This window comes from Amycolatopsis sp. lyj-90, assembly GCF_046549035.1.
Lineage (GTDB): Bacteria > Actinomycetota > Actinomycetes > Mycobacteriales > Pseudonocardiaceae > Amycolatopsis.
In genome coordinates this window covers 15,072-28,108 of sequence record NZ_JAJPWP010000014.1, presented here as the reverse complement: position 1 = coordinate 28,108, position 13,037 = coordinate 15,072, and the positions used below count along the sequence as shown (strand labels likewise).

Sequence of the window (13,037 nt, the reverse complement as noted above, 5' to 3'; positions counted from 1 at the left end):
CCGAAAGGTTGTTCAATGAAGAACAGGAAACTCGCGCTCGCCGGACTGCTCGGCGCCGGCCTGCTCGTGGCCGCCTGCGGAACCTCCGGATCCAACTCGACCGCCGCCGCACCCGGCGGACAGGGCTTCACCCCGCCCAAACTCGACGCGCTCCCCCAGCTCGGTCAGCCCGAAGGCCAGGTCAACGTGCTGGCCTGGCCGGGCTACGCGGAGAACGGCTCCAACGACCCGGCCGTCGACTGGGTCACCGGCTTCGAGAAGGAGACCGGCTGCAAGGTCAACGTCAAGGCGTTCGGCACCTCCGACGAAGCCGTGAGCCTGATGAAGACCGGGCAGTACGACGTCATCTCCGCCTCCGGTGACGCTTCGCTGCGGCTCATCGCGTCCGGAGACGTCGAACCGGTGAACACCGCGCTCGTGCCGAACTACGCCGACGTCTTCGACTTCCTCAAGAACCGCCCGTGGAACAGCGTGAACAACGTGTCCTACGGCGTGCCGCACGGCTGGGGCGCGAACCTGCTCACCTGGCGGACCGACAAGGTGAGCCCGGCGCCGACGTCGTGGTCGGTGATGTTCGACGCGAACAGCCCGTACAAGGGCAAGATCTCTGCCTACGACTCGCCGATCTACATCGCCGACGCCGCGCTGTACCTGCAGACCCACAAGCCCGAACTCGGCATCAAGAACCCGTACGCGCTGGACGACAAGCAGTTCCAGGCCGCCGTCGACCTGCTCAAGCAGCAGCGTCCGATGGTGGGGGAGTACTGGTCGGACTACCTGAAGGAGAGCCAGGCGCTCAAGAGCGGTGACGCCGTCGTCGGCACCGCCTGGCAGGTGACGGTGAACCTGACCAAGAGCGAGGGCGCGCCGGTCGAATCCGTGCTGCCGTCCGAAGGCGCGACGGGCTGGTCGGACACCTGGATGGTGTCGGCGAAGTCGCCGCACAAGACGTGCTCCTACAAGTGGCTGAACCACATCGTCAGCCCGAAGGCCAACGCCCAGGTCGCCGAGTACTTCGGCGAATCGCCCTCGAACCCCAAGGCGTGCGCCGAAACCAAGAACAAGGCGCATTGCGACACCTACCACGCCGGTGACGCCGCGTACGCCGCGAAGATCCACTACTGGACGACGCCGATCACGCAGTGCCTCGACGGCCGCACCGACGTCAAGTGCAAGGACTACGGCGAGTGGACGCGCGCCTGGACCGAGATCAAGGGCTGACCTCCCGAACTCCGGGAGCGGCTGGTGGTGCCCCCCCAACGCCGGCCGCTCCCGGTCCCATCCCCGTAGGTGGACATGATGACCACGACGCTCGATTCGCCGAGGCGGAAAGCCTCCGCCTTCCTTTATCGCAAGCCCCGGCTACGGCTGGCCATGCTGCTTTCCGCGCCGGCACTGTGGCTCGGCCTCGCCTACCTCGGCGCGCTGGCCGCGCTGTTCGTGACCGCGTTCTGGCACACCGACGTCTTCACCGGCCAGGTCGTCACCGAATGGTCGCTGGACAACTTCGTCACCCTGTTCAGTGACGCGGTCTATCGCACGATCACCCTCCGGACGGTCGGGATCGCCGCGCTGGTCACCGTGATCACCGTGATCATCGCCTTCCCGATGGCGTTCTACATGGCCAAATTCGCCTCACCGAGGGCGCGACGGCTCCTGGTGATCGCGGTGATGACCCCGCTGTGGGCGAGCTACCTGGTGAAGGCCTACGCGTGGCGGAGCATGTTGTCCGGCAACGGCGTCCTGCACTGGCTGCTCAACCCGTTCGGTCTCGACACCCCCGGCTACGGCGTGCTCGCGACCGTGATCACCCTGTCGTATCTGTGGCTGCCGTACATGATCCTGCCGATCTACGCGGGCCTGGAGCGGCTGCCCAATTCCCTTGTGGACGCTTCCGGCGACCTCGGCGCCCGGCCGTTCAGGACCTTTCGCTCGGTGGTCCTGCCGGTGACGTTCCCGGCCGTCGTCGCCGGATCGATCTTCACGTTCTCGCTGTCGCTGGGCGACTACATCGCGGTGAAGATCGTCGGCGGCACCTCTCAGATGCTCGGGAACGTCGTCTACGACAACATCGGCGCGGCCAACAACCTGCCGTTCGCGGCGACCGTCGCGACCGTCCCCGTGGTGATCATGCTCGCCTACCTCGCCGCCGTGCGCCGCACGGGCGCGCTGGACAACCTGTAGGAGCGCGCGATGCGGCTTTCCCGGACGACCAAATACCTGTTGCTGGCGGCTCTGGTTCTCGGCCTCGCGGTCATCTACTTCCCGCTGCTGGTGGTGCTGCTCAATTCCTTCAACGCGGACACCACCTTCGGCTGGCCGCCGTCGAGCTTCACCCTCGAATGGTGGGGCCGGGCCGCGGAGAACGAAGGCGCGCTGGACGCGCTGGGCACGAGTGTCCAAGCAGGACTCGCGGCCACGGCGATCGCGTTGGTACTCGGCACGATGGCGGCGTTCGCCTTGCAGAAGTACCGGTTCTTCGGCCGCAACCAGGTGTCGCTGCTGATCATCCTGCCGATCGCGCTGCCCGGCATCGTCACCGGTATCGCGCTGAACAACGCCTTCCGCACGATCCTCGGCATCGACCTGGGCCTGTTCACCGCGATCGTCGCGCACGCGACGTTCTGCATCGTGGTGGTGTTCAACAACGTCGTCGCACGCCTGCGGCGCATGGGCGGCAATCTCGAAGAGGCGTCGATGGACCTCGGTGCCGACGGCCTCACGACGTTCCGGCTGGTGACGCTCCCGATGCTGCGCTCGGCCCTGCTGGCCGGCGGCCTGCTGGCGTTCGCGCTGTCGTTCGACGAAATCATCGTCACGACGTTCACCCTCGGGACCGGGCTGGAGACCCTGCCGATCTGGATCCTGAACAACCTGTTCCGGCCGAACCAGGCACCGATCGTCAACGTCGTGGCGGCGGTGCTGATCCTCGCTTCGACGATCCCGGTCTACCTGGCACAACGGCTTTCCGGCGACACGACCTCCGGCGGGCGGTTGTAGAAAGCGCCGGTGCGGCTTCGAAAGCCGCACCGGCGCTCAGCGTTCACTCAGTACCGACGGTCGATCACCGCCCCGGTCGCGGCCGTGAAGACGATGTAGCCGTTCTGGAAGTCGCTACGCTTGCCGCCGGGGACGTCGTACTCGCCACTGGTCGGGAATCCGAGATACGAGGTCTCCCAGCCGAGCTGTCGCCAGCGATTGCGGATCGCGCCCCGGACGTCGAAAGCGGCGCTGGTGCCGAACCGCCAGTAGATCGAGTGTTCCTCGTTGCCCTTGCGGAAGTGGTTGTACTTGCCGCTTCCCTGCGGCGTCCAGGTCTCGTCGGTCACCGGATAGCCGAACCCGGCTTCCCAGCCGAGGCCCGCCCAGCGTTCGCGGATCCAGCCGTGCACCTCGTAGGCACCGGTCGACGGTGTCCAGTAGATCGAGCCGACCCGGCTGAAATGGTTGTACCTGCCCACCCCGTCCGGGGTGCCGGTCTCGTCGGTGGTGGGGTAGCCGAAGTACCTCTCCCACCCGAGCGTCTTCCACTTCTCCCGGATGGCGCCCATGACGAAGTGCGCCCCGGTCTCGGCCGTCCAGTAGATCGACGAGTCGACGAAGTGGTTGTACCGGCCGGTCCCGTCCGGCGTCGCCGCCTGGTCGGTGGTCGGGTGGCCGAGCACCCCGCTCTCCGAACCGGTCTCGAGCCACTTGTCGCGGATGGGGCCGTAGACCACCGCCGCACCGGAAGCCGGCGTCCAGTAGATCGTCCCCTCACCGGTCGTGGGCCCGCCTTCGAAGTGGCTGAAGCGGCCGTCGCCCACCTTGCCGGGGAACTCGTCGATGCTGGGAGCACCCAGGAAGGCATGCGCGCCGAGGGCGACGTACTTTTCGTGGATTCGGCCTTGGACGGCGGTGACACCGTGTCGCCAGGTCCAATAGAGCCGGCCGTTGGCATAGGCCTGCCAGTGCCCCGGGCTCTCGATGACCTCACGTCCCACGGCGGCACCCAGTGTCGTGCGCAGCGTGGGCTCGTCCGCATAGCGTTTTTCGATGGGCGAGCGGTAGTCCGCGCGGAGCGTGAGTTCCGCGGCCGTCATCCGGATCTCCCGCTGCGCGTTGGTGCCGAAGCTGTCCGCCCACCGGTGGAAAACCGCGCCGTCGAGTGCGGTGGCCGGCGCCGAGAGCTTCAGCGGAGAGCCGACGGTCACCAGGCGGTTCGCGCTCCGACCGGGTTCGACGGTGAGCTGGGCCGGGTGACTACCGGCGACCGTGAGCCGGGCGAGGCGTGGCTGGGCGACATAGCGCGCCTTGGCCACGACGTTGCGGCTGTTCGTCACGGTGCCGGTGAGTACGAGACTGCTGTCGGTCTCCTCAGGGAAGTCCATCTTGAGGGTCGATCCCGAGCCGTGGCGCACCAAAGTGGTCGTACAACTGTCGTCGGCGGGGCAACGCCGTTGCTCCGCCTTCCAGATGACGGTGATCGGCCCGTCGACGGGATCGTCCGATTCCGCGGACACCTCGACCGTTGCCCTCGCCGAGTACACCGTGCCCTGGATCGGCGGGATCAGCGTGATCACCGGGCCCGCGCCACCAGGCGTGATCGTCTGGCTCGAACTCGCCACGGCGCCGTGGATGTCTTTCACGGTCAGGGTGGCGGTCGCGGTGTATCCCGGTCCGTAGGTGTGCTCCGAGGTGCGCCCGCTGCCGGTTCCGCCGTCACCGAAGTCCCACTGGTAGGAGAGATCGTCGAAGTCCGGGTCTGTCGACAGGCCCGCGTCGAACGAGACGGTCCGGGTGACGGGGTCGATGGTGGCGTTGAAGTCCGCCACCGGGACCTTGTTGGCGGGACGGTAACTCAGCCGCCGCAACGCCGAGGTGTCCGCGTCGGCCACCACGATGTCGCCGTTGGGGGCCGTCGCGATCGAAACCGGGTTGCCGAGCGCGGAGGCGAAAAGCGTGAGTGGGCTGTTCACCTGCGCCGAACTGGTGAAGCTGAGCGTCGACAAGGTGCCGGCGCTCTTATCGGCCACGAAGTGACTCTCGCGGTACTGCTCGGGGTAGGCCTGCCCGCCGTACCGAAGGCCCCCGACGAGGGCACCGTTGCCATTTTGGCCGGCCTCGACCAGCGGCGCGGTGTTCGTCACGTCGGCGCACTCCGGCAGGTCCTGGTAGCCGGGTGTCCTGGTGTTCCCGTTCCAGCAGGGCCATTTCGAGCTCTGGCCGGGAAGCGCGATGTTCACTTCGTGCCGTCCGGCCGGGCCGGTGTCCGTGACGAGCACTCCGCCCCGAGGGTCGAGCGTGACGCGCGGATCGCGCAGGCCGCTGAGATAGGTACGGCCTCGCCAGGAGTTGAGGTGGCTGGGGTCGTAGTAGGGGTTGTCCGCGACGCCGCGCCCGCTCGTGTCGACACGCAGTACCTTGCCGGTCGGCAGGCTCGGGTCCAGCGCGTGCAGGGCGAACCTGTCGACGGGTTCATCGGTGGCGTTGTCGCCGACCGCGATCCAGAGGGCGCTGCCCGTCGGATCAACGGCGAGATCCTGGATCCCTCTCTCGTCGGAGTTCGCCGCGAATTCGAGGACCACCGATTCACCGGTGAGCCCGGTCGGCGCGTCCGTGCCCTGTGCCTGCCACTTGCTGACGCGGAGCACGCGCCCGGTGGAACCGCCGGGAACCGCTTGAGTGGTGTAGATCGTCCGGCTGGTGGCGTAATCCGGGGCCACCGCGATACTGGTCAAGCCGAGCGATCCCCCGGTGTAGACGGGGATCGAAGCGACTTCGATCGGCTGACCGCCGCTCGGTGTCCAGCGCACCGAGCCCTGCTTGCCGGTCGTCAAAGCACTGCCGTCGGGCAGATACGCGGCGTCGGTGAGCTCTCCCGACGGCTGCCCGGTCGGCGTGTCGACGAAAACGAATCCGGTCGGTAGTACAGGCGCCGCTTCGGCGGCAGGTGTGGTGACAGCGGTGATTCCGAGCGCGGTCAAGACGGCCGTCGCGGCGGCGACGGATCTTCGAGAACGCATCAGACCTGCTTTCTTCGGACGAAGAGAGCTCCCGAAGCATCAGATCGCGCGCAGGCCGGGGCGAAGATGTGTCGTGGCCACGGCAGGACGCAACGCGACGATCAAGACACCTGGATCCCCCCAAGGACGATGATCAAGGAGAACGCTATTGGTCTGGACCCGCCTTGTCATCGGCCATTTGCATGCCGAAAGTCAGAGCTGCCGGAAAGAATCCGTCGCGGCCCGAAGCGCAGCCAGCATTCCCGGATCCGTCACCGCGTGCCCGGCCGCCTCGACCAGATCCAGCTTCGAGTCCGGCCAAGCCCGGTGCAACTCGTACGCCGTCACCGGCGGGCACACCGCGTCGTACCGCCCCTGCACGATCACGCCGGGAATCCCCGACAGCTTGCCGGCCTCGCGGATCAGCTGTCCTTCCTCGAGCCACGCCCCATGACAGAAGTAGTGCAACGCGAGCCGCGCGAACGTGACCGCGAAGTCCGGTGACGCGTATTGGTTGCGGAAGGCCGGATCCGGGCGCAGGCAGACGATCGCGCCTTCCCAGGTGCTCCAAGCGATGGCGGCACGCTCCCGGATCGCTTGATCGGGGTGATAGACGAGTTCGCGATAGGCCGCCATCGGGTCGTCGCGGCGTTCTTCGGGAATCGGAGCGAGGAAGGCTTCCCACTCACGGGGAAAGAGATTCGCGGCGCCGCCGCCATAGATCCAGTCGAGTTCGCTACGCCGGACAGTGAAGACACCGCGCAGGATGATCTCGGTGACTCGGCTCGGATGGGTCTCGGCGTAGGCGAGGGCGAGAGTCGCGCCCCACGAGCCGCCGAAGATTTGCCATTGTTCGAGATTCAGCCGTTCGCGCAGCTTTTCCATGTCCGAGACAAGGTGCCAGAGGGTGTTGACCGACAGGTCGACGTCCGGTTCGCCGATGGCCGGAGTGCTGCGGCCGGTGCCGCGCTGGTCGAACAGGATGATCCGATAGACCTCGGGATCGAAATGCCGCCTCGCCATCGGCGAGATGCCGCTACCAGGGCCTCCGTGCAGGACGACCACCGGTTTGCCGTCCGGATTCCCCGCCTCCTGGCAGTAGATCCGGTGCCCGTCGCCGACGTCGAGCATGCCCTCGGCGCGAACGTGGATGGGCGGATACAAATCGTCCATACGGACACTTTGCCCGAATCGGCGAGTGTCCGAAGGGTGGGGGCCCGCCCCCGCCGCCGGGCTGAGCGGGCCCCCGGTCTTCGATCGCGTCAGCAGCCCGCCGTGGCGGCCACGTTCGCGAATCCCTTCCCGGCGCCGGTCACCTTGTTGCTCGCGCAGACCTTGTTTCCCGTAGCGGCCTTCACGAGATAGAAGCCGTACGCGTGGCTGGACTGCACGTCCGCGGTGTTGCCGGAGAAGGTGTTGCCGCGGCCCCAGCCGTCAAGCTGGACATGGACCTCGAAGCCGCCGTAGGTCGCATCGTGCACGAAGACCTTGCTGCCCCGGTTGTCCGCGACCACGTAGTTGTTGCCCTTCAGGTCCACCCAGCTGTCGGCGAAGTGCTCGCCGCTCTGCCCGGTCCCGTCGAAGACGTTGCCGCGCAGCTCACCGCCGGTGGTGCCTTCCTTGATGTCGATCGACTCGGCCCGCACGTTCGGGCCGATCTTGTTGCCGATCGCCTTGTTGCGATCGCTCCGGTCGGGCGTGCCGCCCGGCCAGTTGCCCTTCGCGGAACCGAAGTAGATGCCTTCGCCGTAGCCCGCGAACTCGCGGCCGGTGTCGGTCACCTCGGAGTTCTTCACGACGTTGTCGGTGCTCGTGTACTGGAAGTGGATGCCTTCGTGGCCGACGGCGGTGACCTTGATGCCGTCGACGACGGTGTTCTTGACGCCCGTCGCCATCAGGCCCTTCTGACCACCGGTGAGGGTGAAGCCGGTCAGGTTCCAGTAGCTGCCGGTGAGTTCGAGCGTGCGCCCGGCCGGGGCCTTGATGACCGCGCTCCGGGGACCCTTCAGCGTGATGCGGCTGCCGGAGGTGCCGCTCTTCGCCGCCTTGAAGTTGCCCGAGAAGGTCGTGTTGGCCGCGAGCTCGATGATGGCGCCGGGAGTGACCGAGGCGAGCGCAGTCGTCAGCTGCTCCGAAGTCCCGACGCGGACCGTCGCGGCCTGTGCGGGGTACGCCGCCAGCGTCGACAGCAGTGCGGCACCGGTCGCGATGGTCAGAACCCGCTCACGAACACGCATCCGTGGTCCTCCTCGTCGAGGGATCGAAGCTCGGTCGTGGCGGCGACGGCTAGACCGTAAGGCAGCTCTCGAACGCTAGTCAAGGACATGATTGAAGTTCATATACGTGAACAACTAAAGGAGGGTCTGTGCGCACCGCCCACCGAGAAAGAGAGCAAGGGACCTTTGCTATCGCCCTCCCCGGCGGGAGTGATAGCAAAGGTCCCTTGCTCTCTTTGTGCAGGTCAGAGGCGGGTCAGTCGTGGAACGAGTGCTCCGAAGCCGGGAACTCGCCTCGCCGGACGTCCTCCGCGAACGCCGTCGCGGCCCCGGCCAGTACGCCGGCGAGATCGGCGTACTTCTTCACGAAGCGAGGAGTCTTGCCGCGCCGAAGCCCGGCCATGTCCTGCCAGACGAGCACCTGCGCGTCGCAGTCCGGCCCCGCGCCGATCCCGACGGTCGGGATCTTCAGTTCGTGCGTGATCCGCTTCGCCGCTTCGGCGGGCACCATCTCCATGACGACCGCGAAGGCGCCGGCCTCCTCCAGGGCGAGCGCGTCGGCGAGCAGCGCGTCGGCCGCTTCGCCGCGTCCCTGGACCCGGTAGCCGCCCAGATTGTGTTCACTCTGTGGGGTGAATCCGATATGTCCCATTACCGGGACGCCCGCTGACGTCAGTGCCTCGGCGTGCGGCGCGAATTTCCGCCCGCCTTCGAGTTTCACCGCGTGCGCACGGCCTTCCTTCATGAACCGCACCGACGTCTCCAGCGCCTGCTGCGGCGAAAGCTGATACGAGCCGAACGGCAGGTCGGCCACGACCAATGCCCGCTTCACCGACCGGGTCACCGCGCGGACCAGGGGAAGCAGCTCGTCCACGGTCACCGGAAGTGACGTGTCGTAGCCGAAAACGTTGTTCGCCGCGGAATCCCCGACGAGCAGCACGGGAATGCCCACCTCGTCGAACAGCGCGGCGGTGTACATGTCGTAGGCGGTGAGCATCGGCCAGGCTTCGCCGCGCTCCTTCATCTCGCGAAGGTGATGTACGCGGACTTTCTTCCCAGACGTGGTCTGGGGCGCCGCGCCGGTCCCGTACGGAGCGACGAGCTCGCCGGAATCCTTTTCAGTGGCAGACATCCTTGTCGACCGTCCTTCCCTCGAGGCCTCGATGAGGTCCCCGGGTCGTGGAGCTGAACAAGTCAAAGCGTGACACGCGGGAATGGCCCTCCCAAGGCCCTGCGACCAGCTTCACACCGCGGTGTCGAGGCAGCGTCACGCCTGCGAACGACGAAATTGAGACCAGAGGATGATGATCGTTGACAACCACACGGGGTTGTCTGACGTCAAGTAAGAGCAGCTGTCGATCACCTGTGAGTACCGCGAAAGGCCAGAATGGTAAACCCAGCGAGCCGTGTGCCGCCGTGGAAGGCGAGGGCGGGCGGCATCGTCGCCACCCTCGTGCAGCTCGCGGCCGTGTTCTCGGTGATCCTCCTCCTCGCCGGCGGTGTGAAGGGGCCGGTGCTCAAGGCGGGTGACGTCGCCTTCTCGGCACTGAGCATCCCGACGAACGCGAGTCTCGTGATCGTCCTGTTGCTCGTCGTCCTCGGCGCCGCGCTCCGCCGCCGCAAACGGGCCGCTCTTTACACGTTGCTGCTGTTCCAGTTCGGCGGCCTGGCGGTGACCCTGGCCTTCCAAGCCGCGTTGCTGTGGTCGCCCGAGCTGCTCAAGCTGGGGCCGTGGCAGGTCCGGCACATCCCGCACCAGGTGTGGGTGCTGGCCATCGCCGACCTGATCTCGATCGGGATGATCGTGTTCCTCTGGATCATCCGCCCGGCGTTCCCGGCCCGGCTCGCGCCTGGCGCCTGGCGTGACGGCTTCACTGTGCTCTTCGGCGGTCTCGCCGCGGTCATCCTCGTCGGCTGGGGCTTGAGCGAAGCCTTCCCTGGTCGCCTCGCGGACACCTGGGAGCGGTTCGCGTGGGTCGTCAACCACACGACCGGTGAGAACATCCAGCTGCGCCGCGTCGGCATCGGCGAAGGTCCCGCCTGGCTCGACCTCCTGCTCGACCTCAGCGCGACGGCCGTCGCGACGGCCGCGTTGTACACGCTTTTCCGCGGCGTACGCAGCCGTCGCTTGAGGACAGACGAGGAAGAACTGCGCGTACGCCGCCTTCTCGCCGAACACGGCGAAGACGACTCTTTGGGGTATTTCGCCACCCGGCGCGAGAAGAGCGTCGTCTTCTCGCCCAACGGCCGCGCCGCCGTGGCCTACCGCGTGCTCGCGGGCACCAGCGTCGCGAGTGCCGACCCCATCGGCGATCCCGACGCCTGGCCGGACGCGGTCCGCGCCTGGCTGAACGAGTCACGCACCTACGGCTGGACCCCCGGCGTGCTCGGTGCGAGTGAACGCGGCGCGAAGGCATATGCCGACGCGGGTCTGCGCGCACTGGAAATCGGCGACGAAGCAGTGCTCGACGTCCGAGACTTCAGCCTCGCCGGGCCGGAGCGCCGCTCGGTCCGCCAAGCGGTCAAACGGATCGAACGGGCCGGATACACCACGAAAGTCCGGCGTCACAGCGAAATCCCTGCCGACGAAATGGCCAGGCTGTTGCTGCACGCGCAGCAGTGGCGTGGCGCGGAGACCGAACGCGGGTTCTCGATGGCGCTCGGCAGACTCGGTGATCCGAGCGACGGCCGCAGCGTGATGGTGGAGGCGTACGACGCCAAGGGCGAGCTTCGCGGCATGCTGTCGTTCGTCCCGTGGGGCCGGCGCGGTCTGTCCCTCGACCTGATGCGGCGCGACCGCGACGCCGAAAACGGGCTCAACGAGTACATGGTCGCCGAGGTCGTGGCGGCGAGCTCACACCTTGGCGCACAACGGATCTCCCTGAACTTCGCGATGTTCCGCGCGGTCTTCTCCGAGGGGGAGCGGATCGGCGCGGGTCCGGTGCTGCGCGCGTGGCGCAGCGTCCTCAGCATGGCGTCGCGATTCTTCCAGCTGGAGTCTCTCTACCGGTCGAACGCCAAGTACGGACCCGACTGGGAACCGCGATTCCTGTGCTATTCCTCGGCTCGACGGCTGCCACGGGTCGGCATCGTCGCCGGCGCGCTCGAAGGATTCGTCCCCACCGGACGTTCGGCCAGGGCGCTGAAACTGGAAACCGTCACCGACGAATTCGTCGCCGAGGTCCATCGCATCGACGCGAACGCGGCCACCCCCGCGCCGAAGCAGGTGCGGCGGCCCGACCAGGTCCGCGTGCGAATGGCGAAGCTGGATCGACTGCGGGAAGCCGGGATCGACCCCTATCCGGTCGGTTTCGCCCGGGAGGATCAGCTCGGCGACGTCGTCGCCAAGTTCGGCGACCTGAGCCCGGACACCCACACGGGTCACCGGGTGCGCATCGCCGGACGGGTGCTCGCGATGCGCAACCTCGGCGGGCTCTGTTTCGCGCGGGTCAAGGACTTCGGCGGCGAGATCCAGCTGATGCTCGACGCCTCCGTGCTCGACCTCGGCGGCTGGCGGCGCGGTGTCGACCTCGGCGACCACGTGGGTGTGAGCGGGCAGGTCGTGACGTCACGGCGTGGCGAACTTTCCGTGCTCGTCGATGAGTGGACAGTCACGGCGAAGAGCCTGCATCCGTTGCCGGACAAGCGAAAAGGCCTCACCGACCCGGAGACGCGGGTGCGGCAGCGCTACCTCGACCTCGCGGTGAACCCGGATTCGACGGCGATGCTGCGGATGCGGTCCACCGTGGTGCGCGCGGTGCGGGAACGACTGCACCAGGACGATTACCTCGAAGTCGAGACGCCCATGCTGCAGACCGTGCACGGCGGCGCCAACGCCCGGCCGTTCGTCACCCATATCAATGCCTACGACATGCGGATGTACCTGCGGATCGCGCCCGAGCTGTACCTGAAGCGGCTGTGCGTGGCCGGGGTCGAGCGCGTTTTCGAGCTGAACCGGAACTTCCGCAACGAAGGCGTCGACGCGACGCACAACCCCGAATTCACCATGCTGGAGGCGTACCAGGCGTACGCCGACTACAACACGATGCGGACGCTGACGCGTGAACTCGTGCAGCACGCCGCGGAGGCCGCGTACGGTGCGCAGGTCGTCCGCCGTCCGGGACCGGACGGGAAGGTCATCGAGTACGACATCTCCGGCGACTGGCCGGTGATTCCGGTCCATGAGGCCGTTTCGGCTGCGCTCGGGGAGAAGATCGACGCGGGCACCTCGGTCGCCGAACTCCAGCGGCTGTGCCGCGCGGCGGGAGTGCCGGTGAACGAGGAGGCCGGTCACGGCGACCTCGTGCTGAAGGCGCACGAGCATCTCGTCGAAGGCGCGACCGTGCTGCCGACCTTCTACACCGACTACCCGACCGACGTCTCGCCGCTGACCCGGCAACACCGCGTGGACCCGCGGCTGGCCGAGCGCTGGGACCTGATCGCGTTCGGCTCCGAGGTCGGCACGGCCTACACCGAACTGACCGACCCTCTCGAACAGCGGCGGCGGCTCGAGGCCCAGTCGCTGCGAGCGGCGAGCGGTGACGTCGAGGCGATGGAGCTGGACGAGGACTTCCTGCTCGCGCTCGAACACGGCATGCCGCCGACCGGCGGGCTCGGCATCGGCGTCGACCGGCTGCTGATGATGCTGACCGGTGCGTCGATCCGGCAGACGGTGCTGTTCCCGTTCGTGCGCCCGCAGTCGTAGCGGCCGCGGGGGAGCAGGGGACCTTTGCTATCGCTCGTTAGCCTCACTAACGAGCAATAGCAAAGGTCCCCTGCTTTCTTCCTCGCCGAATCGCTTCGGGAAGTCGGAGCCGGATGTAAAGATCTCCTTCCC

At 67.2% G+C, this 13,037-nt stretch carries 8 protein-coding genes; 4 read left to right on the top strand and 4 right to left on the bottom strand.

Features of this window, described 5'->3' with window-relative positions; translation table 11 throughout:
- Window positions 1-15 precede the first annotated feature (15 nt).
- From ACLJPX_RS39310 to ACLJPX_RS39300, 3 genes are all read left to right on the top strand, one after another.
- Entirely contained in the window at window positions 16-1,221 is a 1,206-nt protein-coding gene (locus ACLJPX_RS39310) for an ABC transporter substrate-binding protein (RefSeq protein WP_410605342.1), read from the top strand.
- A gap of 78 nt (window positions 1,222-1,299) precedes the next feature.
- Complete coding sequence (locus tag ACLJPX_RS39305; RefSeq protein WP_410605341.1) at window positions 1,300-2,184, top strand: ABC transporter permease; 885 nt, start codon at window positions 1,300-1,302, stop codon at window positions 2,182-2,184.
- 9 nt (window positions 2,185-2,193) lie between these two features.
- Window positions 2,194-3,000, top strand: coding sequence for an ABC transporter permease (locus ACLJPX_RS39300; protein WP_410605340.1), 807 nt, complete (start codon window positions 2,194-2,196; stop codon window positions 2,998-3,000).
- Window positions 3,001-3,047: 47 nt separating this feature from the next.
- On the opposite strand, the gene ACLJPX_RS39295 is transcribed toward ACLJPX_RS39300, so the two are convergent.
- The 4 genes from ACLJPX_RS39295 to panB form a co-directional block, all read right to left on the bottom strand.
- A complete protein-coding gene (locus ACLJPX_RS39295; RefSeq protein ID WP_410605339.1) occupies window positions 3,048-6,005 on the bottom strand; it encodes a PQQ-dependent sugar dehydrogenase in 2,958 nt (985 codons plus the stop codon).
- Between the two features lie 192 nt (window positions 6,006-6,197).
- The gene (gene pip, locus ACLJPX_RS39290; protein ID WP_410605338.1) at window positions 6,198-7,157 is read right to left on the bottom strand and encodes a prolyl aminopeptidase; all 960 of its coding nucleotides are present in this window, start codon (window positions 7,155-7,157) and stop codon (window positions 6,198-6,200) included.
- Between the two features lie 89 nt (window positions 7,158-7,246).
- Window positions 7,247-8,221 (bottom strand): hypothetical protein, encoded by a 975-nt coding sequence (locus ACLJPX_RS39285; RefSeq protein ID WP_410605337.1) that lies wholly within the window; start codon window positions 8,219-8,221, stop codon window positions 7,247-7,249.
- Window positions 8,222-8,456: 235 nt separating this feature from the next.
- Entirely contained in the window at window positions 8,457-9,332 is an 876-nt protein-coding gene (gene panB / locus ACLJPX_RS39280) for a 3-methyl-2-oxobutanoate hydroxymethyltransferase (protein ID WP_101612605.1), read from the bottom strand.
- Window positions 9,333-9,587: 255 nt separating this feature from the next.
- Here panB and lysX point away from each other — a divergent pair, with 255 nt between their 5' ends.
- A complete protein-coding gene (lysX, locus tag ACLJPX_RS39275; protein WP_410605336.1) occupies window positions 9,588-12,905 on the top strand; it encodes a bifunctional lysylphosphatidylglycerol synthetase/lysine--tRNA ligase LysX in 3,318 nt (1,105 codons plus the stop codon).
- Window positions 12,906-13,037: the final 132 nt, after the last annotated feature.

What these genes read in the sequence shown, in the direction of transcription:
- ACLJPX_RS39310 (WP_410605342.1), top strand. Translation starts at nt 16, where the DNA reads ATGAAGAACAGGAAACTCGCGCTCGCCGGACTGCTCGGCGCCGGCCTG.
- ACLJPX_RS39305 (WP_410605341.1), top strand. Translation starts at nt 1,300, where the DNA reads ATGACCACGACGCTCGATTCGCCGAGGCGGAAAGCCTCCGCCTTCCTT.
- ACLJPX_RS39300 (WP_410605340.1), top strand. Translation starts at nt 2,194, where the DNA reads ATGCGGCTTTCCCGGACGACCAAATACCTGTTGCTGGCGGCTCTGGTT.
- ACLJPX_RS39295 (WP_410605339.1), bottom strand. Translation starts at nt 6,005, where the DNA reads ATGCGTTCTCGAAGATCCGTCGCCGCCGCGACGGCCGTCTTGACCGCG.
- pip (WP_410605338.1), bottom strand. Translation starts at nt 7,157, where the DNA reads ATGGACGATTTGTATCCGCCCATCCACGTTCGCGCCGAGGGCATGCTC.
- ACLJPX_RS39285 (WP_410605337.1), bottom strand. Translation starts at nt 8,221, where the DNA reads ATGCGTGTTCGTGAGCGGGTTCTGACCATCGCGACCGGTGCCGCACTG.
- panB (WP_101612605.1), bottom strand. Translation starts at nt 9,332, where the DNA reads ATGTCTGCCACTGAAAAGGATTCCGGCGAGCTCGTCGCTCCGTACGGG.
- lysX (WP_410605336.1), top strand. Translation starts at nt 9,588, where the DNA reads ATGGTAAACCCAGCGAGCCGTGTGCCGCCGTGGAAGGCGAGGGCGGGC.